This is a genomic window from Nocardiopsis sp. CNS-639, from assembly GCF_000381685.1.
GTDB lineage: Bacteria > Actinomycetota > Actinomycetes > Streptosporangiales > Streptosporangiaceae > Nocardiopsis > Nocardiopsis dassonvillei.
On the sequence record NZ_KB906872.1, the window covers coordinates 90,038 to 113,223 of the forward strand.

Consider the following 23,186-nt stretch of genomic DNA (forward strand, 5'->3'; position numbering starts at 1 on the left):
GTTCTGTACCAGGGCTGTCCGCGCCGCGCCACCGGACATTGGTTACATAGCCCCGTCCGCCGACGGTGGCGCGGACCCGCTCGCGACGGCCGCGCGAGCACGGCCGCCGGGCCGCGGTCCGCCCCGTCACCGGGACGCCTACCCTGTGATGATGCCCCGTGACACACCAGACGCGACCGAGCCGACGACCACGCCCACCGGTGAGAGCCGGCTCGCGCTGGTCCGCCGCGCCCGCAGGATGTACCGGGAACTCATCGAGCTGTACCCGGACGCCCACTGCGAACTGAACTTCACGACCCCCCTGGAACTGCTGGTCGCGACGATCCTGTCCGCCCAGTGCACGGACAAGCGGGTCAACCAGGTCACCCCCGCCCTCTTCGCCCGTTACCCCGACGCGGAGGGCTACGCCTCGGCGCGGCGGGAGGAGTTGGAGGAGATGATCCGCTCGACCGGCTTCTTCCGGGCCAAGGCCAACAGCCTCATCGGGCTCGGGCAGGAACTGTGCGAACGGCACGGTGGAGAGGTTCCGAGGAAACTCTCCGACCTGGTCAAACTACCCGGTGTAGGGCGAAAGACCGCAAACGTACTGCTCGGTAACGCCTTTGATGTGCCCGGTATCACTGTTGACACCCATTTCGGGCGGCTCGTCCGTCGTTTCGGGTGGACCGACGAGGAGGACCCGGTCAAGGTCGAGCACGAGATCGGCGCGCTCTTCCCGCGCCGGGACTGGACGATGCTCTCCCACCGCGTCATCTGGCACGGCCGCCGGGTCTGCCACTCCCGCAAGCCCGCGTGCGGGGCCTGCGGCCTGGCCCGTCTGTGCCCCTCCTTCGGCGAGGGGCCCACGGACACCGCAACCGCGACCAAGCTGCTGCGGATGCGCTCCTTCTCCTGAGACCCACGGGGCCGGCCGCCCGCGTGTGCGGGGTGCGGACCCGGGCGGGCGCCCCGTCCCGGCGCCCGGTCGCACAGGGGCGGCCGGGCGCGCATCGGGAGCAGGCGCCGGAGGTTTGTACCCTGATCACGTGAGTGTGCGCACATCGTCCCCGTCGCGGGCGTCCCGGTTCGCGGCGCCCCGTGTGACGGCGGTACCCCCGCCCGCCGGCGCCGGGGGAGGTCCGACGACGTGACGACTCCCCGGGAACGACGCGCTCCCTCGCGCGGCGCTCCCCCGGGCGCGGGCCCCGCGGCCCCGCGAGGAGCCCGGCGCACGGCCCCTTCGACCCACCGACGGCGCGACGACTCCCGGAACAGGTTCCCCGCATGAACTCGATCCCGCTCTGGCTGGCCGCGCTCGCGGACGCCGCCGAGACGATGACCGTGCCGCCGCCCATGCGGCCGCCCGCCGAGGGAGGGCGCGAGTCCGCCGTCCTCATCCTCTTCGGAGAGGGGCCCAGGGGCCCCGACCTCCTCCTCATCCAGCGCAGCGAGGGGCTGCGCCGCCACGCCGGACAGCCCGCCTTCCCCGGCGGCCGGATCGAGCCCTCCGACGCCTCCCCGGAGGCCGCGGCGCTGCGCGAGGCCGCCGAGGAGACCGGCCTCCTCCCCGAGGGGGTCGACGTCGTCGGCCGCCTCCCCGAGCTGTACCTGAGCTTCAGCGACTTCCGGGTGGCGCCCGTCCTGGGCTGGTGGCGCGAGCCCAGCGAGGTGCGGCCGACCGACCTGGGCGAGGTCGCCGCGGTCTCCCGCGTGCCCGTCGCCGACCTCGCCGACCCGGCCAACCGGGTCAAGGTGCGCTACGGGGGCGGGCCCCGCTGGGGGCCCGGCTTCCGGGTGGAGGGGATGCTCGTGTGGGGCTTCACCGGCGCGGTGATCGACAGCCTGCTCGCCCTGGGCGGCTGGGAACTTCCCTGGCGCGACGAGGGTCTCACCGAAGTGTTCGAAGCAACCCCGCAGGGCCTGCGGCCGGTCGGTTAGCGCTCACTCTTGGAGGGCAATGTGCTCGACGTGATCCTGGTCGTCCTGCTGCTGCTGTTCGCGGTGACGGGGTACCGACAGGGTTTCATCGTCGGTGTCTTCAGCTTCGCGGGCTTCGTCGGAGGGGGTGTCCTCGCCGCCCTGACGGCCCCGGCACCCATCCAGGCGTGGGTGGAGGACCCCGGCAGGCAGGCGCTGCTGGCGATCGCCGTGGTGTTCCTGTCCGCGGCGCTCGGCCAGTTCCTGCTCTCCTACCTGGGCACCTTCGTCCGCAACAAGGTGACGTGGGACTCGGCGCGGGTCCTGGACGCCATCGGCGGCGCCCTGATCAGCGGGCTCTCGGTGCTGCTCGTGGCCTGGTTCATCGGCAGCACGGTGGCCAACTCGGCGCTGCCGTTCGTCGCGGGCCAGGTCAGGGACTCGCGCATCCTCCACTCGGTGGACACGCTGATGCCCGAGGCCGCCCACAGCGGGTTCTCCACGTTCCGCCGGATCGTGGACCAGAGCGCCTTCCCGCAGGTGTTCAGCGGCCTGGGCACCGGTGAGCTGGCCGAGGTGGCGCCGCCGGACCCCGACGTGCTCACCACCCCGGAACTGATCGAGTCGAGCCGCAGCGTGGTGAAGGTGCTGGGCACCGCGCCCTCGTGCCAGCGCCGCGTGGAGGGGACCGGCTTCGCCTACGGGGAGGACCGGATCATGACCAACGCGCACGTGGTCGCCGGGGTCACCGACGACCTGCGGGTGGTCACCCGGGAGGGCTACCAGCTCGACGCCACGCTGGTGCTCTTCGACGCCCAGCAGGACCTGGCCGTGCTGCACGTGCCGGGCCTGGACCTGGAACCGCTGGAGTTCACCCACGAGGCCCCGCAGGGCGGTGACGCGGTCGTGGCGGGCTTCCCGCGCAACAGCGGCTTCACGGCCGTCCCGGCGCGCGTCCGTGCCCGCCAGACGGCGCAGGGGCCGGACTTCTACCACTCCCAGCAGGTGAGCCGGGAGATCTACCAGGTGCGCGCCGTGGTGCGCCCGGGCAACTCCGGCGGCCCGCTGCTGTCGCCGGACGGCACCGTGTACGGGGTGGTCTTCGCCGCCGCCACGAACGAGCCCGAGACGGGCTACGTGCTCACCGCCGACGAGGTCGCGGAGAACGCCCAGAGCGGCCTGGAGAACAACGAGCAGGTCTCCTCCCAGGCCTGCGACTGATCGCGTGGCTGCGTTGTCCACAGGCCGGATCCGGGGCTTTCGGGGGCGCGCGGGAGGCGGTTGACTGGATGTACAGGGGGCCCAGGGGCACGGTCGGCACCGTGCTGCCCGCCTTCGCTCCGGGCCCCGCGCCCGCGTCGGCGTACGCCCCGCGGTCCCGCATCCACCCGGAACCCGCGCCTGTGTCGGCGCAGGCCTCGCGGCCGCGCCGGGTCTCCCGGCGTGACGGGCGGCCCGTGACACACCGAGGGCGCCTCCCCGCGGGGAGGCGCCCTCGTGAGCGTTCGGATACCGGCCCGGCCGACCCTAGTTGGAACTCGGGTCGGGCGAGGGCTCCGTGGCCAGCGGCCAGCTCATCCGCACCACGGTCCCCCGGTCGCTGGGGTCGATCTTCACCTCGTCGGCCAGACCCGTGATGACCGCCAGGCCCAGCCCCGGGGAGAACCCGGAGATCCCGCCGGGAGGGGTGTCCTCACCGTCCAGGAAGAGCCCGTCGAGCAGGGACGGGTTGGTGGGCTCCTCCGTGTCCTTGGCCGGGGCACGGTCGGAGACGACGACCTCGAAACGTTGCGTCGCGCTCCCGTTGGCGCGCAGGATGCTGCTCGTGGCGTCGGTGCGGGACTCCGACGTCGGATCAGGCCCGCTGCCGTCGATCAACTGGAGCAGGATCGGCTGTGTGGGGCAGTGCAGCTTGTGTGCCGCCACCGCCCGGGAACACGCCTCACCGACCGCCAGCCTGATCTCGTCGATCGCTGAGGCGGCGATACCCGCCCGCCGTGCGACGGTGGCGGCCATGAGCCGCGCCGTGCGCACGTGAGCGGGGAGCGCGCTGATCGTGAGCGTGATGGTTGCCATCGCTCGCTCGGGGCTACTTCGCGGAACGCTTGTCGATGGCTTCCTGCACCGAGTCGTGGATGCCGAAGACCTTGGTCAGACCGGTGATCCGGAAGATCTTCAGGATGCGCTCCTGGGTGCAGACCAGGTCGAGGGTCCCGTCGTGGGCCCGGACGCGCTTGAGCCCGCCCACGAGCACACCGAGGCCCGTCGAGTCCAGGAACTCCACCTTCTCCATGTTGACCACGAGGTGGAAGTTGCCCTTGTTGACCAGGTCGATCAGCAGCTCGCGGAGCCGGGGCGCGGTATAGACATCGATCTCACCCTCAACGACGACGATCTCGGTGTCGCCCTCGGTGTAATGATCAAGCTTCAAGTCCACTAGTCCTCCAGCGCCGAACCGCGAAAAACGCGAATGATCTCTGCCGGGCGTTACCCCACCAGCACGCATTCAACCACGCGTGTCGAGTGCGTCTTCCTGTGATGCACAGAAAAACCGTGACACCGCGCCACTGTTCCCTCGGATGTCACACTGAAACCAATGTCCCAGTGCTCCACCCTTGGGTGAGAGGCGCCTGCGGGCCTCGAACGCGTACCAGTGAGGAGGGGTCTCGGATGAGGCGACCGGAGCCCGTGCTTCCCGGTGTGTGGCGTGACGATACCCGGTACCCACAGGTGACCCACATCGAGCACGTGGCCCGCAACGACGGGGTGAGCGGGGAGTGGCCGGTGTGGACCGCGCCCCACCTGGTCGAACGGCTCGCCGACAGGGGGATCACGGGACCGTGGTCCCACCAGGCCGAAGCCGCCGACCTCGCACGTTCGGGCCGTGATGTGATCATAGCCACGGGTACCGCCTCGGGGAAGTCACTCGCCTTCCTCCTACCCGCTGTGGACGCGATTGACGCGGGCGGAACCGTGCTCTACCTCTCTCCGACCAAGGCGCTCGCCCAGGACCAGCTGCGGTGGATAACGGACCTCTCCCTGCCGGGAATGCGGACAGCCGTCTATGACGGCGACACACCGACCGAGGAGCGCTCCTGGGTGCGCGAGCACGGCAACTACGTGCTCACCAACCCGGACATGCTGCACCACGGCATCCTGCCCCGCCACGGTGCGTGGGCGCGCTTCCTGCGTCGGCTGCGTTACGTGGTGATCGACGAGGCGCACCGATACCGGGGGGTTTTCGGCTCGCACGTCGCGCAGATCCTGCGTCGGCTGCGCCGCGTGTGCGCCCGCTACCGGTCGCGTCCGGTGTTCGTGCTCGCCTCGGCCACCTCCGGCAGCCCCGCCGAGAGCGCCACCCGGCTGACCGGCGTGCCCGTCACGGCGGTCAGCCGGGACGGTTCCCCGCGTCCGGGGATGTCCGTGGCACTGGTGGAGCCGGAGTTGACCGACCTGACCGGCGAGCACGGAGCGCCGATCCGCAGGACGGCGCCCTCGCAGGCCGCCGAGATGCTCGCCGACCTGGTCCGCGACGGTGTGCGCACCCTGGTGTTCGTCCGCTCCCGGCAGGGTGCGGAGGTGGTCGCGCTGACCACTCAGCGCCTGCTGGCCGAGCGCGGCGACCACGCCCTGGCCGGGAGGGTGGCCGCCTACCGGGGCGGATACCTGGCCTCGGAGCGCCGGGAGCTGGAGGAGGCCCTGCGCTCGGGGGAGATCCTCGGCCTGGCCAGCACCAACGCCCTGGAACTGGGGGTGGACATCAGTGGTCTGGACGCGGTGCTCATCGCCGGGTGGCCGGGAACCCTCGCGTCACTGTGGCAGCAGGCGGGCCGTGCCGGACGGCGCGGGGAGGACGCGCTGGCGGTGTTCATCGCCCGTGACGACCCTTTGGACACCTACCTGGCACACCACCCGGAGGCCATTTTCGGCCGGTCCGTAGAAGCGACCGTCCTCGATCCGGAAAACCCGCACATCCTGGGGCCGCACCTGTGCGCGGCGGCCCAGGAGCTGCCGATCACCAAGGACGACTTCGACCTCTTCGGAGCGACGACCGAGGAGCGGCTCGCCGAACTCGTCGAACGCCGCCTGCTGCGAAGGCGTCCACGGGGCTGGTTCTGGACGAGTAACGAACGGGCCAGCGACCTGGCCGATATCCGCGGGTCGGGCGGGCCTCCCGTGCAGATCGTCGATACCGGGAGCGGCCAGCTGCTCGGCGAGGTCAACGAGCCCGCCGCCCACGGCACCGTCCACCCCGGCGCGGTGTACCTGCACCAGGGGTACACGTACCTGGTCGACGACCTCGACCTCGACGAGGGCGTCGCCCTGGTCCACCCGGCGGAGCCGCCCTACAGCACCTGGGCGCGCGACACCACCGACATCACGGTCCGGTCGGTGCTGCGCCAGGAGGAGTGGTCGAGCGGGGCCACCGTGTACTTCGGCGAGGTGCAGGTGGTGCGCCAGGTGGTCGGGTTCCTGCGCAGGGACGTGCGCACCGGTTCGGTCCTGGGGGAGCAGTCGCTGGACCTGCCCGAGCGCACCCTCGACACCCGCGCGGTGTGGTGGACGCTGCCCGCCGAGGGCGAGGAGCGGCTGCGCCGGGAGGACGTGGGGCTGCTGGGCGCCGCCCACGCCGCCGAGCACGCCGCGATCGGGCTGCTGCCGCTGCTGGCGACCTGCGACCGCTGGGACATCGGAGGGGTGTCCACGTCCATGCACGGCGACACCGGCAGGCTGACGGTGTTCGTCTACGACGGGTACGAGGGCGGCGCGGGCTTCGCCGAACGGGGGTACGCGGCGGCGCGCGAGTGGCTGTCCGCGACCCGCGCGGCCATCGCCGACTGCGAGTGCGACCAGGGCTGCCCGTCATGCATCCAGTCGCCCAAGTGCGGTAACGGCAACGAGCCGTTGAGCAAGGCCGGTGCGCTGCGCCTGCTCGACGAGGTCCTCGCGGACGGCGAGGACTGACGGCCGGGACGAGGCCGTCCACAGCCTGTGGACGAAGCGCGGGGGCGCGGAGGGAGTTATCCACAGGCTGAGGAAGGGGCTTTCGCGTCGGCTCCGGCCCGCCGAACCTGGAGGAAGAGGGCCGCAGCAGACGGCCCCCCACCAGGAAGGCCGCCATGTCCGCTCCCGTGCCCACGTCCCCTCCCGTGTCCCCTCCCACCGCCGCGCCGTCCCCGGCGGACGCCGGGATGACGACCTCCGAATACGCCTTCTGCACCATCGCGGCGGTCGCCTTCGCCGGGGTCCTCTACGCCGTGCTCACCAGCGGTGCGGTCGAGGACGTCCTCACCGATCTCGTGGTCAATGCGCTCGGCTCGGGTTTTTGACCGGGGCTCGGCCACCGCGGAGGCGGCGATGGTGCTGCCCTCCCTGCTGCTCGTCCTGGCCGTGGCCCTCGGTGCCGTCCAGGCCGCGTCGGCCCAGCTCTCCTGTGCCGACGCGGCGCGCGTGGGCGCCCGGGCGCTGGCCCGCGGCGAAGCCCACGACCGTGCCCGCTCCCTGGCGCTGACCGCCGCTCCCGACGGAGCGGACGTGCACCTGTCCGAGGACGGGGGCATGGCCCGCGTCACCGTACGGGCCCGACTCCTGTTCGGTCCGGGGGTCTCCCTGCCGGTGGACGGCAGTGCCGCCGTCCCCCTCGAACCCGGGAGTTGACCCCGGTGCGCTCCGACTCCGGTTCCGCCACCGTCTGGTGGGTCGCCCTGGGGGCGCTGCTCTGGTTCGTCACCCTCGCCGTCCTCGCGACCTCCGCGGCGCGGCTCGACCGCGACCGCGCCACCACCGCGGCCGACCTGGCCGCACTCGCTGCCGCCGCCGGGGCCGTCCACGGAACGGAGCGGGCCTGCGCGCAGGCCCGCGACACCGCCGAGGCCAACCGCGCCTCCCTCGAATCCTGCGTCCTCACCGGCTCCACCGTCGAGGTGGTGGTCGCGGTCTCCTCGTCCCTCATCGAACGGCCTGTCCGGGCGCGCTCCCTGGCCGGACCGGCCGCCGTCTCCTCCGAGGAAGTGGAATGAGTCCTGCCCCCGTCTCCGTGCTGATGTGCGCCCTCCTGCTGGGAGCCCCCGCCCAGCCCGGGGGCGCACCGCCCTGCCCCGCCTCGCCCGCGCCACAGATCACAGATCCCCTCGGTGTCGACCACTCCGGTGTTTCCATCACTCCCGAGAACTCCGCGCACGCCCCTGGTTCCGCCGGTCTCACCCACGCCCTTGGACCTCAAGACAGAACGGGCGCTACCGGTGTAGAGGATTCGGCCTCCCCCAACGGGCCCACCGAGGCCGCGCGCTCCGATGACCCCCTCCGCTCCGACGAACCCGTCGGCTTCGGAGCCCTCGGGAACTCCGGCCGAACGGCCCCTTCCGCCGGTCCCGAGCGGTGCGCCGAACCGTCACCGGTCCCCGCCTCCCCGGAACCGTCCCGCCCCGAGCGGGAGAGCCCACGCGACGCGACGGACGCGCCCTCGCCCCTCAGTGAACCGGTGGTGTACCGCACGGCCGCCGCCCCGACCCCGACCGGTACGGCGTTGCGGATCGTCGGCAACGTCTCGACCGGAATCCTGGCGCTGCTGTGCGTCGTGGTGCCGGTGCTGCGCCTGTCCGTGGGCTGGCCCCGCTTCCCCGTCCCCTACGAGGGCCAGCGGCGGCGCGGCTCCCGGGACGAGCAACCCTGACCGTCACCGCGTCACCGCGTCACCGCGCCGCCGCACACGCGACCGGGCCCGGGACCTCAACCGTCCAGGGCCCGGGACAGCAGCTCGGCGGCCATCGGCACGATGCCGATCAGCACGAACGCTGGCAGGAAGCACAGACCCAGGGGCGCCACCACCAGCACGCCCAGCCGCTCCACCCGTGCTGTTCCCCGGGCCCGCAGGGTCCGGCGCAGATCGACCGCGTGCCGGTCCAGGAGGTCGGCCACCGGTGCCCCGGTGTCGGCGGCCCGGGCCAGGTCGCGCCCCACCGGGACGAGGGGCTCGGGCAGCGCCGGGCGCCGCCACGCCTCGGCGGGAGCGGCGCCCAGGCGCAGTTGTTCGGCCACCGCGGCCAGTTCCTCCCCCAGCCTTCCCCGCGTCGCCCGGGACACCGCAGTGAGGCAGGCGGGCACCGTCGCCCCGGCGCGGATGCCCGAGGCGAGCAGACCGATCACCACGGGCAGGTCGGCGGTCACCGGCAGCCGTTGAGAACGGGAACCGGCGCTCCTGCGGGCGCGTACCCACAGGGCGGCGCACACCCCGGCCACGATGAGGCCCCCGACCGCGCCGAACAGGGCCACCGCGACGGTCAGCGCGAACGCCCCCGCCAGGGTCGGCCCCAGCAGCCGGACAGGCAGCCCCGGCCCGGCCGGAGCACGGGAGGGCGGACGCAGTTCGCGCGCCGTCCCCCCGCCCAGCAGTACCCACACACACGCGGCTCCCAGAACCGCGGCGACCGTCAGGAACATCCGTCCTCCCTCTTCCTTCCTCGCGCTCCGCCACCGCGGCCGGAGCGATGCCGACCGTGGCCAGCCGTCCCTCGCCGGGGCCGGCTCGACGGCCGACGCCCAGGCCCTGGACCCGAAGCCGGGCCGGATTCCCGGCCGAGGCCCCCTGACGGGCCTCCGGCCAGCTTCTCGGACGGGGTCTGCCGTCCGAGTCCCGTTGCCCTGGCCCTGTCAGGGAAAGGCGGTCGCCGAACGCACCATGCGCAGCGTCCACCAGGTCCCGAGAGCGTCCAGGGCCACCCCGCCCACCAGGCAGGCCAACCCCAGCGGCGTGGTGAACAGGAACACCAGCGGCGATCCGCCCAGGCCCGAGGACAACAGCAGTCCGACGGCGGGCAGGGCGGCCAGCACGATCGCGGTGGTGCGCGGACCGGTGGTGCGCGCGGCGGCCTCCGTGCGCTGCTCCTCCTGCTCGGTGAGGTTCGCGGCCAGGGCGTCCACCACCTCGGCCAGACCCGCCCCGGTGTCCGCGGCCACCTCCCAGCACACCGCCAGGTAGGCCAGTGCCCACAGGTCCGGTTCGCGCTCGGCCTCGCGGCGCAACGACGCCGCGTCGGTCGGGGCACCCACCAGCGGGCCCGCCTCGGCGGCGGAGATCCGCAGGGCCTCCTCCGGCGGCTGCCCGGCGCGCAGTTCGGCGGCCAGCACCCGGCACAGCACCACCACCGCGGCGCGGCGCCGGGCGCCCTCACCGGCACGGGCCGCCAGCGCCCGCCAGTCCACGGACCACGGCACCGGCCGCCGGGACCGGGGAAGGAGGGACGCCAACCGGCTGCGCCGCGCCCCGGGAACCAGGCACAGCAGCACCAGGCCTCCCGAACAGGCCGCCAGCGCGGTCACCACCGGCGCCACCCCCCGCCCAACCGGGCGGCCACCTCGTCCGCTCCCGCGTGTTCCCGGCGGCTGCCGTCGGGACCGAAGGACACCGCCGGCACCGCGTCCACCAGCCCGTCCGAACCGCGTCTGAGCACCCGCAGCTCGGCCAGGCGCCGCCCGCCGGAGTCCCGGACCAGGTGCACGACCATGACCCTGGTGGCGGCCAGCTGGCTGTGCACGGCGGCCCGGTCCAGTCCGGCCGCGCACCCCAGCGCCTCCACCCGGGCGGGCACGTCGCCTGCGCCGTTGGCGTGCAGGGTCCCCGCGCCGCCCTCGTGCCCGGTGTTCAGAGCGCCCAGCAAGGACACGATCTCCGGCCCGCGCGCCTCGCCGACCACCAGCCGGTCCGGACGCATCCGCAGCGCCTGTCGGACCAGGGTCTCCAGCGACACCTCGCCGCTGCCCTCGATGTTGGGCGGCCGGGTCTGGAGGCGCACCACGTGCGGATGCTCGGGCCGCAGCTCGGGGGAGTCCTCGGCCAGGACGATCCGCTCCCCCGGGTCCACCAGGGAGAGCAGGCACGACAGCAGCGTGGTCTTGCCCGTGCCGGTGCCCCCGCTGACCAGGAACGGCACCCGCGAGGACACCAGGGACCGCAGCAGCTCGGCCCCGCACGGGGTGACCGTCCCCCTCCGGGCCAACCGCTCCAGGGTGAACACCCGCCGGGGAGGCAGCCGCAGCGACACGCACGCCCCGGCGGGCGCCACCGGCGGCAGCACCGCGTGCAGCCGCGCGCCGTTGGGGAGCCGGGCGTCCACGTAGGGCACGGCCGCGTCCAACCGTCTCCCCGCCTGCGCCGCCAGCCGCTGGGCCAGTCGGCGTACCGCGTCCGCCGACTCGAAGCGCACCCCGGCCCGGCGCAGGCCTCCGCCGTCGTCCACCCACACCTCGTCGGGACCGTTGACGAGGATGTCGGTGACCCCCGACGTCATGAGCTCCTCCAGCGGCCCGGCCCCGGACAGGTCGGCGGCCAGACGGCGGGTCATGGACAGCACCTCGGTGTCGCCCAGCAGACCTCCCTCGGCGCGCAGCGCCGCCGCGACGCTCGACGGGCTCACCGGCACCCCGGACGCCACCAGGCGGTTGCGCACGGCCTCCACCAGGGGGCTCACCGGACCTCCTCCAGTGCGGGCAGGCCCGCAACGACCCGGTCGGCGTACCGGGCCAGGGGCGAACGGGGGTGGCGGGCGGGCACGTCCCCCGCGGCCAGCGACCGGGCCAGCCCCGGCTCGGACGGCAGGTCCGCGCCCAGGTCCACCTTCAAGGCCCTGGACACCACGTCCGCGCTCAGTTCGCCCCGGGCGCCGCGCACCACCAGCCGCACGGTCCGCGTCTCCTCACGCAGCCGGGCGACCGTCCTGGTCGCCGCCACCACCGAGGGCACGTCCGCCGGGACGACCAGCAGCACCAGGTCGGACCGGTTCAAGAACACCGTGGTGGCCGGGTCGAAGGAGCGCGGCAGGTCGGCCACCACCAGGTCGGTACCGTCCCTGGCCGAGGACAGGACCGCGCGCACGGCACCCACCGGCAGGGGGCCGGTCGGCTCCCGGCCGCGCGTCCAGGTCAGCACCGACACCCGGGAGGTCCCCGGCAGTCCGGCGCGCAGGTCGCGCCAGCGCACCCGGCCGCGCCTGCGCAGCAGGTCGCCCCAGCCGGTCCACCGCTCGGGACCGGGGGAGGGACCCCGGTCGCACCCGAGGTAGACGTCGGGGCCGCATCCGAACGGGTCGGCGTCCAGCAGGGCGGTGGAGCGCCCGGCGCGCTCACCGGCCAGGGCGAGGGCCACCGCGAGCAGGCTGGCCCCGGCACCGCCCCGGCCGCCGACCACCGACACCGTGGGCGCCGGAGCCCGGCCGGGGGAGGACGCCCTCGCGAGCAGGTCGACCAGCAGCGCCTCGTCCCGGGGCAGCAGGAGCACGCGTGCCTCCCGGAACCCCCGCGGGGACCCCTCCCCGGCGACGTCCGGAGCCGGGGCCTCCAGGGGAACGCCCGACCGGTGCCCGGCCACGCGCATGTCCGAGGTCGGGTGCTCCGCGGCGGGGCCCGGCCGGTACGCCTCCTCCGGACCGTCCGGAGGGGAGCCCTGCGCGTGGGCGACCGGTCGGTACCGCTCCGGGGGGACGCGCGGCCGGGGCACCGCGGCGACCGGCGGCGCTTCCCCCTCCCCCGACGGGTCCCCGCCGACGGCGGCCTCCCGGGGATCCCGGGTCACGACCACGTGGCGGCCCGGCGGAGGGTCGGCGGCCCGCAGGAGCGCGCGCAGGTCGGTGCCGACCACGACGAGCGGGGCGCGCGGCCACAGGCTCAGCGCCCGGTCGAGCGTGTGGGCGACGGTGACCTCGGTGGAGGCGGCGGTGGCCAGCCTGAGGAGGTCGTCGAGGAGGAGGGGGTCGGCGGTCGCGAGCAGGGGCCGGTGCTGGTCGTCCATGGGACCTCCCGGGTCGAGGGGCTTTCCTCGACCTTCGCCGACCGGGCACGACGGCGGAAGCCCCGATTCGGAGCTGTGGACAACGTCGGCGGGGCTCGGATCGGCGCGGGGAGGCCGGGCGTCGCGCAGGTGGGCGCTCCGGTGCGGCGACGGCCCGGATCAGCCGGGTTCGGGTCCGTTCGCGGTCCGGTTCACCTGGCGGGCGGGATGCGTATACGGGGGCGGATACGCACCCCCGCCCGACAGGCGAGATGAGCGGACGCGGGGACTCGCCTTCACAGGGGGAGAAGGCCGCCACGCGGGGCTGCCGGTCCCGGGGGGTGAGGACCGGATCCGCTCTCTGGTGAGGGTCGGCGAAGAGACGTGCTCTCGCGACCACCGGAAGGCACACGGACGCCATTCGGCGAAGAGGGATACCACCGGAACGCGAAATGGGGCGCGTACGGTGGAGGTGCGAAGCGGGTGGCCCGCCCTCTTGGGAACGACGGGACAGACGTTACCACGCAGAGTTCCGTATCGGTTCTGGAATCAAGGGCAAAAATTCGGGTCAACCGCCTTTTCGTCGCCGGAACATCGGCGTAGAAAGAAAGCAGTCGGTGGCTGAGAACCACCCCGACACGACAACCGGGAACCCACGCGCCACTTGGCCCCGTGAGGCCCGTCTAGATCGGACAGGCTGATGTCCTGCCTGATCAGACTAGGGAAATGGACGCCTGCTAACCCGGCGGAACGTGTCGGAGGCGGCGCCCCGGGAGACAGGACGGGGCGCCGTTCGTCCTGTGCGCACGCAAGGGCCGTGCCGCCCCCGCCCCCTTGTGGAACCGGCAAGCGTGATCGAACCGATACTCTTCCTGAACCTACCGGTCGGTAAATAACCGATTAGTGTTCAACATTTCGGTCGCGCACAGTTGCCGACCGTCAAAAGTTGTTGCCCTTTCCCGGCTTCTCCGTGCGCCTCGCACACCCCCGCGTACCACCGAGGCCTCCGGCCCGTCCGTGCGCCTCGCGCACCCCCGGGCGCTTTCGAGACCTCCGGCCCGGAAGCCGGCGCCCCGCGCTCAGCCGCGCTTGAGGGCCTCACAGGTGGCCAGCGAGTCCTGCGCCCCCGCGCGGACCGCGCGGCAGCAGTAGGCCACCCACCCGGCGACGCCCTCCGGGGTGCCGCCCATGTAGCCGCGCAGCGCCGGCGCGTACTCGTCCCGCAGCGTCCGGTGGCCGAGCTCGGAGGGCACCAGCGACTTGGGGTCCAGACCCCGCTCCACCAGCGTCAACCGTTCGGCCGCGCGCGCCACCAGGCCGTCGCCCCACCCGAACGGCCGGACCGCCATCAGCTCCCCGTGCACCAGGGCCGACATCACCAGCGCGGGCACCGACGTGCGCGCGCCCAGCAGCGAGTACAGCCCCTCCAGTCGGGCCATCGCCGCCTCCGGAGCCGGTGCCGGGCCCAGCCCCAGGGGGTCCTCGACGCGTTCCCCGGTCCTGCGGGGACGGCCCAGCGCGTCCGCGGACACCGCGTCCGCCGCGGCCAGCGTGTGCAGCCGGGCCAGGGCCTGGCGCGGCGCCCTCGGCCAGGTGTCCACCAGGCTCCCCAGCTCTCCGGACACCCGCAGCGCGCCCTTGACGCGCGTGTCGTACACGTGCCCCTCGCGGATCTCCTCCATCGAGACCTCGGCGCCCTCCAGCGCCGCCGACGCGACCGCGCCGCGCAGCGCGGACTCCATGGACACGTCGCTGCTGCGGCGGCGCAGCACGCGGTGGCCCAACAGACGGTCGACCAGGGTCCGCGTCTCGGCGACCGCGTCGGCCACACCGGGCAGCTCGGCGATCCGGGCCAGCGGGTCGGACACGGGGGAAGAAGTCGGTTCGCTCACGGAAAACAACACTACGCGCCGGTAACCCGGGCGGCCCACACCGGCGGGCCGGGTCGGCGGCCCGCGCCGACGACAGCGCGCGAACCGGTCCCCGCGACCGCTCGTCGCGGCAGGGCGACCGTTCGCCGCCCGTTCGTCGCGCGCCCGGCCTTCCCCGCCGCTGGACGCCACCCCGCCTGTTCACGGGGTATCGCACGACATGATTAATTGGGTGTGAACCAGCCTACGTAAGGAGAATCACAGTGGCCGACAGCACTCCCGCGAGCCAGGAGACACTGTCCAACCTTCTCCACGAGACGCGCAGCTTCCCTCCCCCGGAGGCGCTCGCCGCCGACGCCAACGTCAAGGCCGACGCCTACGCCAGGGCCGACGAGGACCGTCTCGGCTTCTGGGAGGAGCAGGCCCGCAGGCTCCAGTGGGAACAGCCCTGGGACACCGCCCTGGAGTGGAACCCGCCCTTCGCCAAGTGGTTCGTCGGGGGGAAGATCAACGCCTCCGTCAACTGCGTGGACCGCCACGTGGCCAACGGCCTCGGCGACCGGGTCGCCTACCACTGGGAGGGCGAGCCCGGCGACACCCGCACCATCACCTACGCCGAGCTCAAGGACCTGGTCTCCCAGGCGGCCAACGCCATGACCGGACTCGGCGTGCGCAAGGGCGACCGCGTCGCCATCTACATGCCGATGATCCCCGAGACCGTCGTGGCCATGCTCGCCTGCGCCCGGCTCGGCGCCGTCCACATGGTCGTGTTCGGCGGCTTCTCCGTGGACGCCCTGGGCCAGCGCCTCGACGACAGCCAGGCCAAGCTCGTGGTCACCGCCGACGGCGGTTACCGCCGCGGCAAGGCCAGCGCCCTCAAGCCCGCCGTGGACGCCGCCGTCGCCGACCGCCCCGCGGTCGAGAACGTCCTCGTCGTCCGGCGCACCGGCCAGGACGTCGAGTGGACCGACCGCGACGTGTGGTGGCACGACGTCGTGGAGTCCCAGAGCACCGAGCACACGCCCGAGGCGCACGACGCCGAGGACCCGCTGTACATCATGTACACCAGCGGCACCACGGCCAAGCCCAAGGGCATCCTGCACACCACCGGCGGCTACCTCACCCAGGTCGCCTACACCCACTGGGCGGTCTTCGACCTCAAGCCCGAGACCGACGTCTACTGGTGCGCCGCCGACATCGGCTGGGTCACCGGCCACTCCTACATCGTCTACGGCCCGCTCGCCAACGCGGCCACCACCGTCCTGTACGAGGGCACCCCGGACACCCCGCACAAGGGCCGCTTCTGGGAGATCATCGAGAAGTACAAGGTCACCATCGCCTACATGGCCCCCACGGCGATCCGCACCTTCATGAAGTGGGGCGACGACATCCCCGCCAAGTTCGACCTGTCCAGCCTGCGCGTCATCGGCTCGGTGGGCGAGCCCATCAACCCCGAGGCCTACGTCTGGTACCGCAAGAACATCGGCGGCGACCGCACTCCGGTCGTGGACACCTGGTGGCAGACCGAGACCGGCGCCGTCATGGTCAGCCCCCTGCCGGGCGTGACCTCCGGCAAGCCCGGCGCGGCCATGCGCGCCATCCCCGGCGTCGTCGCCGACGTCGTGGACGAGCGGGGCGAGTCCGTCCCCGACGGCGAGGGCGGCTTCATCGTCATCCGGGAGCCGTGGCCGTCCATGCTCCGCGGGATCTGGGGCGACCCCCAGCGCTACAAGGACACCTACTGGTCGCGCTTCGAGGGCCTGTACTTCCCCGGTGACGGCGCCAAGAAGGACGCGGACGGCGACCTGTGGCTGCTGGGCCGCGTGGACGACGTCATGCTCGTCTCCGGCCACAACATCTCCACCACCGAGGTCGAGTCCGCGCTGGTCTCCCACCCGCGCGTGGCGGAGGCCGCGGTCGTCGGCGCCACGGACAAGGTCACCGGTCAGGCCATCGTCGGCTTCGTGATCCTGCGCGGCGGCGAGGAGGAGGTCCCCGAGGACCTGGTCCAGGAACTGCGCAACCACGTCGGCACCTCGCTCGGCCCGATCGCCAAGCCCGCCCGCCTCCTGGCGGTGCCCGAGCTGCCCAAGACCCGCTCGGGCAAGATCATGCGGCGCCTGCTGCGCGACATCGCCGAGAACCGGGCCGTCGGCGACACCTCCACGCTCACCGACTCCTCGATCATGGAGGTCATCGCCAAGCAGCTGCCCTCCGCCAAGGAGGACTGAGCCGGGGGCCCGCGCGGGGCCCCTCGCCCACCGGTGAACGGCGCCCCGGTCCGGGGCGCCGTTCGCTGTCTCCCCTCTCTTCCCCCGCCTTCCCCGGTCCGGGGACCCGCGCCCGCCGCCCGTGTGACCGAAGGCGGCGGCGCCGTTGTGCGTGCCGTGAGAGACGTCCGAGACCGGGTATGTGCGAGGATGCGGAGGATCATCCGTGCGTTCGGACCGAGAGAAGGGAACCTCCACGATGGCGGAGAAGCCGGGTACCGGTGAACCTGGCGCCACCAGGGACACCGACCGTTCGATCAGCGAACTGGTCTCAGACGCCACGGGCAACATCTCCCGTCTGGTCAGCCTGGAGATCAAGCTGGCCAAGCTGGAGGCCAAGGCCGATGCGGCCAAGATCGGCAAGGGCGTGGCCGGTTTCGCGGTGGTCGGGGTCCTCGCCCACATCTTCGTCATCCTCCTCTCGGTGACCGGGGCCTTCGTCCTGTACGAGGTCGCCGGGCTCCCCGGCTGGGCCAGCTTCGGCATCGTCACCCTCGTCTACCTGCTGCTCGCCGCGGCCGTCGCGCTGTACGCGATCGCCACCCTGCGCAAGCGGGAGGGCCTCCAGCGCACCGCGCTGACCACCTCGCGCTTCGCCGGCATCCTGCGCGGCGACATCCGCCCGCCCTCGAACGCCGTCGAGACCGCCGAGGCGTCCGCTCCCGCGGCCCGGTAGGCCCGCGCGTTGTTGGACGACTCGGCCGCCTACGTCGACGGCCCCTGGACCCACAGGACCGTCAGCGCGGCGGGGGCCCGGTTCCACGTCGCCGAGGCCGGTGACGGGCCGCTGGTGCTCCTCCTCCACGGCTTCCCCCAGTTCTGGTGGGCCTGGCGCGCCCAACTGACCGCGCTCGCCGACGCCGGTTACCGCGCGGTCGCCGCAGACCTGCGCGGCTACGGCGCCAGCGACAAGACCCCCCGCGGCTACGACCTCGTCACCCTCGCCCAGGACGCCGCCGGACTGGTCCGCGCCCTCGGCTCACGGGACGCGGCCGTGGTCGGGCACGGCCTGGGCGGCCTCGTCGCCTGGACGATGACCGCCTACCACCCCGGTACCGTGCGCGCCCTGGCCGCGGTGTCGTCGCCGCACCCGCTGCGAGCGGCCCGCGTCCTGGCCTCCGGCGGTCCCGGCGTCCGCCACATGCTCCGGGCCCAGCTGCCGATCCTCCCCGAGCACCGGCTCCTGAGCGACGGGTGCGAACGCGTGGGCGACCTGCTCCGGGCGTGGTCGGGCCCCGGCTGGCCCGACACCGGGGCCGAGGAGCACTACCGCCGCGCCTTCGCCATCCCCAAGGTCTCCCACTGCTCCCTGGAGAGCCACCGCTGGATCTTCCGGTCGCGGTGGCGCACGGACGGACTCCGCTACAACGCGCGGATGCGCCGTGCTCCCGTGCGCGTCCCCGTCCTCCAGCTCCACGGGACCCTCGACCCGGTGTGCCCGCCCGGACCGGCACGCGCCTCACGGGGCGTGGTGACGGGGCCCTACCGTTGGAGGCAGGTCCACGGCGCGGGACACTTCCCGCACGAGGAACGACCGGAGGAGGTCTCCCGCGCGCTCGTCGAGTGGCTCGCGGAGGTCTCGGCGGTGAGGCGGACGGAGTCCTCGCAGGCGAGGGGGAACGGCGGTGAGGCACTGATGGCGACGGAGACCGCGGACGGGCACCGGGAGTCCGGGGGCCGAGAAGGCGGGCGGGACCGCAACGAGACCGGGCAGGCGCAGAACCAGCGCCCCCGGGACCGGTACGGGCGCCCGATGCCGCACGGGAGCCGGGGCGAGGTGGAGCGGGTCCCCGACGACGCGGAGTTCTCCGCGGAGGAAGGTCTGGAGGAGGCCCAGCGGCTGCTCGACCAGGGGTACGCTTTCACCGCCCACGAAGTCCTCGAAGCCGTGTGGAAGTCCGCGCCCGACCCCGAGCGGGAACTGTGGCGCGGCCTCGCCCAGACGGCCGTGGGGGTCACCCACGCGCAGCGCGGCAACATGGTCGGCGCGGCACGTCTGCTGAGGCGGGGCGCGGACCGCGTGGAGCCGTTCGGACCGGACGCCCCCCACGGGGTGGATGTGGCGGGGGTGGCGGCGTTCGCCCGCGCCCTGGCCGACGACCTCGACGCCGGGCGCGCCCGTCCGGGTGACGGGATCGACCCTTCGGGGATGCGCCTGCTCGGCGGGTAGCCGCCGGGAAGCGTGTCCTCCGGCCGACGCGGCAGGTGTTCTCCGGTCGTCGGCGCACGCGCCCTCGACTCCCGCCGCGGACCGGTGACGGACCCCGCGGAGGGCCCCGTGGCACCAGCGCTTCCTGTGACCAGTGAGGTCTGTGTGGCCTGCGGGGCCGATTCCCTTTTTGTGGGCTTATGCACGCTTTAACGTTAACATCGTATTACGTCATTATGAGATCTTATATAAGCTGCATATCACCGAAAAAGGCATTTATCCTTTTCTTGAGATCACCGGAAGATCACATCTTCGGATTTTCTTGAGGAATGGCGGGTTCGGCTCTCACCTTTCTTTGCCGCCGTGCGTAGACTCCCCGGATCACCGCCCGTGAACACGTGGCACGGGCGGTACGCACCACAACCAAAGGTGGCACCGCTTCGACCCCGCCAAGCGTGCCGTCGAGCCAGCTCAGGCTCCTTCCGGACGGCGGTACGTCCACGACCGCGAGGACCGGCGCCCACAGGGCGAGCCGTTCCGCGCGTTCTCCCGTGGACGGGGCCGAAAAGGTCGTGCCCGTCTCAAGGAGGACGGATTGTCTGGGCTCAACCTCGCCGCTGAAGGCGGCATGGCCCTATCACTGGCAGGCACCGACTTCACCCTCGTCATCATCGTCATGGTGGTGGCCCTTCTGGCACTCGCCGTCGCGGGCGTGCTGGTACGTGAGGTCCTCGCCGCAGGGCAGGGCACAGAGCGAATGCGCGGCATCGCGCTCGCGGTGCAGGAAGGAGCGGCGGCCTACCTCAAACGACAGTTCCGCACCCTCGCGGTCTTCGTCGTCCTCATCCCGCTCCTGCTGCTCCTGCTCCCCGCCGACTCGTGGGCCATCGCGATCGGCCGGTCGGTCTTCTTCGCCCTCGGCGCCCTGCTGTCGGCGGCGACCGGATTCATCGGCATGTGGCTCGCCGTGCGCGGCAACGTCCGGGTCGCCGCGGCCGCCCGGGGCGGTGACGAGGCCTCCAACCGCACCGCCATGCGCATCGCCTTCCGGACCGGCGGAGTGGCGGGCATGATCACCGTCGGCCTCGGCCTGTTCGGCGCGGCCGTCGTCGTCCTCCTCTACCGGGGCGACGCCCCCATCGTCCTGGAGGGCTTCGGCTTCGGCGCGGCCCTCCTCGCCATGTTCATGCGCGTGGGTGGCGGCATCTTCACCAAGGCCGCCGACGTCGGCGCCGACCTCGTCGGCAAGGTCGAGCAGGGCATCCCCGAGGATGACCCCCGCAACGCCGCCACCATCGCCGACAACGTCGGCGACAACGTGGGTGACTGCGCCGGCATGGCCGCGGACCTGTTCGAGTCCTACGCGGTCGTGCTCGTCGCCTCGCTGATCCTCGGCCGCGTCGCCTTCGGCACCGAGGGACTGGTGTTCCCGCTCCTCGTCCCCATGATCGGCGTGCTCACCGCCATCGTCGGCATCTTCCTGGTCGCCCCCCGCGCCAGGGACAAGACGGCGATGTCGGCGATCAACCGCGGGTTCTTCATCTCCGCGGCGATCTCCGCCGTGCTCGTCGTCGGCACCGCCTTCTGGTACCTGCCCTCCAGCTTCGACCAGCTCTCCGGCGTCAGCCCGCAGGTCCTGGCCGAGATCGAGGAGGCCGGGACCAACCCGGACCCGAGGATCCTCGCGGTCGCGGCGGTCCTCATCGGCCTCGTGCTCGCCGCCGCCATCCAGCTGCTCACCGGCTACTTCACCGAGACCGACCGGCGCCCCGTCCGCGAGATCGGCGACAGCTCCGAGACCGGCGCGGCGACCGTCATCCTCTCCGGCATCTCCGTCGGCCTGGAGTCGGCCGTCTACTCCGCCCTCCTCATCGCCGGAGCCGTCTACGCCGCGTTCCTGCTCGGCGGCGGCTCCATCACCCTGAGCCTGTTCGCCGTCGCCCTCGCCGGAACCGGCCTCCTCACCACCGTCGGCATCATCGTGGCGATGGACACCTTCGGACCCGTCTCCGACAACGCCCAGGGCATCGCGGAGATGTCCGGCGACGTGGAGGGCCCGGGCGCGGAGATCCTCACCGGGCTCGACGCCGTCGGCAACACCACCAAGGCCATCACCAAGGGCATCGCGATCGCGACCGCGGTCCTGGCCGCGACCGCGCTCTTCGGCGCCTTCCGGACCTCGGTGCAGGCCCAGCTCGGCGACGCCGACGAGGCGTTCTCGCTCTCACTGGACCAGCCCGACGTGCTCGTCGGCGTCATCATCGGCGCCAGCGTGGTGTTCTTCTTCTCCGGGCTCGCCATCATGGCGGTCGGCCGGGCGGCGGGCCGCGTGGTCATGGAGGTGCGCGACCAGTTCCGCACCCGTCCGGGGATCATGGACGGCACGGAGAAGCCCGAGTACGCGCGCGTGGTCGACATCTGCACCAAGGACTCGCTGCGGGAGCTGGTCACCCCGGGCCTGCTGGCCGTCCTCGCGCCGATCGCGGTCGGCTTCGCCCTCGGCTACGCCCCGCTGGGCGCGTTCCTGGGCGGCGCCATCGCCGCGGGCGTGCTCATGGCCGTCTTCCTGTCCAACTCGGGCGGGGCCTGGGACAACGCCAAGAAGCTCGTCGAGGACGGCCACCACGGCGGCAAGGGCTCGGAGGCCCACGCCGCCACGGTCATCGGAGACACGGTCGGCGACCCCTTCAAGGACACCGCTGGCCCCGCCATCAACCCCCTGCTCAAGGTGATGAACCTCGTCGCCCTGATCGTGGCGCCCAGCGTGGTGATCTACGCCGACAACGTCGTCCTGCGGGCGGGGATCGCGGTGGCGGCCGTCGCCGTGCTCGTCGGCGCGATCCTGTGGTCCAAGCGCCGCGGAGGAGGCACCGAGACCGACCTCGCCGAGACCGGCGGCCGGTCCGCGCCCAAGGGCGCCCCGGAGACCGGAGGCGGGGCCTCGCCGAAGGGTGAGGTCTCCCCTGCCGGGGACGGCGGTGTCGGCGGGGACTCCGCGGACGGCGCCGACGACCGCAAGGAGGAGGCCCGCGCCGGAGAGGGGAAGTAGGTAGGGAGCACCGACCTGCGCGGCCGCCCGGGTAGCCCCCGGGCGGCCGCGCCCGTGTTGGAGGGGGGCCTAACCTGGGAACACAGCCGAGCGAGCGAAGGGGTGGTTCCCGGTGTCCGGGATGAAGGGACTGTTCGTCATCGTGGGTGCCATGGTGGCGTTCATCGTGGCCCTCTCCGTCGTCGCGACGGCGGTCTCCCCGTGAGCGGCGCGCGGAGGCTGCTGCTGATGCGGCACGCCCAGGCCGAGAACGGGTTCGAGGACTTCGAACGCGGTCTCACCGACCGGGGCCGGAGCCAGGCCGAGGCGGTCGGCCGCCTGCTCGCCGAGCGGGGGTACGTGCCCGACCACGTCATCTGCTCCGCGGCCAGGCGAACGCGGCAGACGCTGGACGGTGTGCTCGGGGCCATGGAAGCGGGCGCCCGCCCGGAGGTGGACTACTCCGAGGCGGCGTACTCGGCGGGGGTGGACACACTCCTGGAGCTGGTGAACCAGGTGGATCCCGACGCGGGGACGCTCCTGGTCGTCGCGCACAACCCGACGGTGGCCCAGCTGGCCGGTGCCTTCCTGGGGAACCCGGTTGCCTATCCGCCGGCCACGGTCGCGGCCGTCGAGCTGGAGGTGGAGTGGCTCTACGCCGCCCCGGGAACGGGTTCCGGCACACTGCTGAACTAGTGTGACCCGCGACACGCCAACTTCGAGTTGCCAGACCCCCGGCCCGCGGGTAATGTACTCCGAGTCGCCACCGAACGGCCCAGGGCCGCGAGGGGCTGCGACACCCTTCCGAGCGAAACGAACGCGATTTTCTGCGGGCGTGCCGGATACCCCTCCTTCCTCCGAATCACCGTTCCGAGCACTGCTTCGGTGCGGGTAGGCTCGGAGGGCGCTTCCAAGGAAACACGGAAGCGAAACAGGAAACGGGCTTTACCCCGATCAGAAACACCCCGAACCGCCGATTTGGCGGGGCGCGGAACACCTGATAAAGTAAAGACACAACAAAGCGGAAACGCACAACGCCTTCGGCGGAAAAGCTCACAGCAGCTTGTAAGCGAAGAGCGGTTGTTTCTTGAGAACTCAACAGCGCGTGTTTGATTTTCTTTAAGCCATGTTTGTTTTGGCCCCGTCACACAGAACCATCCGGTTCGTGTGCGGAGGTTCCTTTGATTAGCCGGGGTAACCCGGTTGGTCA

20 protein-coding genes and 1 pseudogene are annotated in these 23,186 nt (G+C 72.7%); 14 read left to right on the forward strand and 7 right to left on the reverse strand.

Annotated elements, in window-relative coordinates; genetic code table 11:
- Nucleotides 1-148 precede the first annotated feature (148 nt).
- The 3 genes from nth (at nucleotide 149) to G011_RS0123670 (ending at nucleotide 3,117) form a co-directional block, all read left to right on the forward strand.
- Nucleotides 149-895, forward strand: a complete 747-nt coding sequence (nth, locus tag G011_RS0123660) for an endonuclease III (RefSeq protein ID WP_013156303.1) — start codon at nucleotides 149-151, stop codon at nucleotides 893-895.
- A 368-nt stretch (nucleotides 896-1,263) separates the two neighbouring features.
- A complete protein-coding gene (locus G011_RS0123665; RefSeq protein ID WP_019610630.1) occupies nucleotides 1,264-1,917 on the forward strand; it encodes a CoA pyrophosphatase in 654 nt (217 codons plus the stop codon).
- A 21-nt stretch (nucleotides 1,918-1,938) separates the two neighbouring features.
- The gene (locus G011_RS0123670) at nucleotides 1,939-3,117 is read left to right on the forward strand and encodes a MarP family serine protease (protein ID WP_019610631.1); all 1,179 of its coding nucleotides are present in this window, start codon (nucleotides 1,939-1,941) and stop codon (nucleotides 3,115-3,117) included.
- Nucleotides 3,118-3,423: 306 nt separating this feature from the next.
- On the opposite strand, the gene G011_RS0123675 is transcribed toward G011_RS0123670, so the two are convergent.
- Both G011_RS0123675 and G011_RS0123680 read right to left on the reverse strand, forming a co-directional pair.
- Nucleotides 3,424-3,972, reverse strand: a complete 549-nt coding sequence (locus G011_RS0123675; RefSeq protein ID WP_019610632.1) for an ATP-binding protein — start codon at nucleotides 3,970-3,972, stop codon at nucleotides 3,424-3,426.
- A 13-nt stretch (nucleotides 3,973-3,985) separates the two neighbouring features.
- Entirely contained in the window at nucleotides 3,986-4,333 is a 348-nt protein-coding gene (locus G011_RS0123680; RefSeq protein WP_013156307.1) for an STAS domain-containing protein, read from the reverse strand.
- Nucleotides 4,334-4,566: 233 nt separating this feature from the next.
- Here G011_RS0123680 and G011_RS0123685 point away from each other — a divergent pair, with 233 nt between their 5' ends.
- From G011_RS0123685 to G011_RS0123705, 5 genes are all read left to right on the forward strand, one after another.
- A complete protein-coding gene (locus tag G011_RS0123685; protein ID WP_196808537.1) occupies nucleotides 4,567-6,861 on the forward strand; it encodes a DEAD/DEAH box helicase in 2,295 nt (764 codons plus the stop codon).
- A 227-nt stretch (nucleotides 6,862-7,088) separates the two neighbouring features.
- Nucleotides 7,089-7,226, forward strand: coding sequence for a DUF4244 domain-containing protein (locus G011_RS0123690; RefSeq protein WP_071623111.1), 138 nt, complete (start codon nucleotides 7,089-7,091; stop codon nucleotides 7,224-7,226).
- Complete coding sequence (locus tag G011_RS0123695; protein ID WP_081643025.1) at nucleotides 7,204-7,554, forward strand: TadE family type IV pilus minor pilin; 351 nt, start codon at nucleotides 7,204-7,206, stop codon at nucleotides 7,552-7,554. The genes G011_RS0123690 and G011_RS0123695 overlap by 23 nt, the downstream gene beginning before the upstream one ends.
- A 5-nt stretch (nucleotides 7,555-7,559) precedes the next feature.
- Nucleotides 7,560-7,916, forward strand: a complete 357-nt coding sequence (locus G011_RS0123700) for an Rv3654c family TadE-like protein (protein WP_019610636.1) — start codon at nucleotides 7,560-7,562, stop codon at nucleotides 7,914-7,916.
- 461 nt (nucleotides 7,917-8,377) lie between these two features.
- Nucleotides 8,378-8,569 carry a hypothetical protein gene (locus G011_RS0123705; protein ID WP_019610637.1) on the forward strand — a complete coding sequence of 64 codons (192 nt, stop codon included), beginning with the start codon at nucleotides 8,378-8,380 and terminating at the stop codon, nucleotides 8,567-8,569.
- 56 nt (nucleotides 8,570-8,625) lie between these two features.
- On the opposite strand, the gene G011_RS0123710 is transcribed toward G011_RS0123705, so the two are convergent.
- The 5 genes from G011_RS0123710 to G011_RS0123730 form a co-directional block, all read right to left on the reverse strand.
- Entirely contained in the window at nucleotides 8,626-9,336 is a 711-nt protein-coding gene (locus tag G011_RS0123710) for a type II secretion system F family protein (protein WP_019610638.1), read from the reverse strand.
- Nucleotides 9,337-9,546: 210 nt separating this feature from the next.
- A complete protein-coding gene (locus G011_RS0123715; protein WP_019610639.1) occupies nucleotides 9,547-10,227 on the reverse strand; it encodes a type II secretion system F family protein in 681 nt (226 codons plus the stop codon).
- Complete coding sequence (locus tag G011_RS0123720) at nucleotides 10,212-11,363, reverse strand: TadA family conjugal transfer-associated ATPase (protein ID WP_019610640.1); 1,152 nt, start codon at nucleotides 11,361-11,363, stop codon at nucleotides 10,212-10,214. Before G011_RS0123720 ends, G011_RS0123715 begins: the two co-directional genes overlap by 16 nt.
- Nucleotides 11,360-12,679 (reverse strand): septum site-determining protein Ssd, encoded by a 1,320-nt coding sequence (gene ssd / locus G011_RS0123725; RefSeq protein ID WP_019610641.1) that lies wholly within the window; start codon nucleotides 12,677-12,679, stop codon nucleotides 11,360-11,362. The genes G011_RS0123720 and ssd overlap by 4 nt, the downstream gene beginning before the upstream one ends.
- A gap of 1,058 nt (nucleotides 12,680-13,737) precedes the next feature.
- Complete coding sequence (locus G011_RS0123730; RefSeq protein ID WP_026338589.1) at nucleotides 13,738-14,550, reverse strand: hypothetical protein; 813 nt, start codon at nucleotides 14,548-14,550, stop codon at nucleotides 13,738-13,740.
- 242 nt (nucleotides 14,551-14,792) lie between these two features.
- On the opposite strand from G011_RS0123730, the gene acs reads away from it, so the two are divergent.
- The 6 genes and pseudogenes from acs to G011_RS0123760 all read left to right on the forward strand — a co-directional run bounded on the left by acs (nucleotide 14,793) and on the right by G011_RS0123760 (nucleotide 22,672).
- Nucleotides 14,793-16,760: an acetate--CoA ligase gene (gene acs / locus G011_RS0123735; protein ID WP_019610643.1), complete on the forward strand. Its 1,968-nt coding sequence runs from the start codon at nucleotides 14,793-14,795 to the stop codon at nucleotides 16,758-16,760.
- Nucleotides 16,761-16,998: 238 nt separating this feature from the next.
- Nucleotides 16,999-17,475: a phage holin family protein gene (locus tag G011_RS0123740; RefSeq protein ID WP_019610644.1), complete on the forward strand. Its 477-nt coding sequence runs from the start codon at nucleotides 16,999-17,001 to the stop codon at nucleotides 17,473-17,475.
- 114 nt (nucleotides 17,476-17,589) lie between these two features.
- Nucleotides 17,590-18,339 (forward strand): annotated as a pseudogene (locus tag G011_RS32660) (alpha/beta fold hydrolase); the annotation flags it as partial.
- Between the two features lie 96 nt (nucleotides 18,340-18,435).
- The gene (locus G011_RS32665; RefSeq protein WP_231391574.1) at nucleotides 18,436-18,969 is read left to right on the forward strand and encodes a DUF309 domain-containing protein; all 534 of its coding nucleotides are present in this window, start codon (nucleotides 18,436-18,438) and stop codon (nucleotides 18,967-18,969) included.
- Nucleotides 18,970-19,576: 607 nt separating this feature from the next.
- Complete coding sequence (locus G011_RS0123750; RefSeq protein WP_019610646.1) at nucleotides 19,577-21,997, forward strand: sodium-translocating pyrophosphatase; 2,421 nt, start codon at nucleotides 19,577-19,579, stop codon at nucleotides 21,995-21,997.
- 201 nt (nucleotides 21,998-22,198) lie between these two features.
- Nucleotides 22,199-22,672 carry a histidine phosphatase family protein gene (locus G011_RS0123760; protein WP_019610647.1) on the forward strand — a complete coding sequence of 158 codons (474 nt, stop codon included), beginning with the start codon at nucleotides 22,199-22,201 and terminating at the stop codon, nucleotides 22,670-22,672.
- Nucleotides 22,673-23,186: the final 514 nt, after the last annotated feature.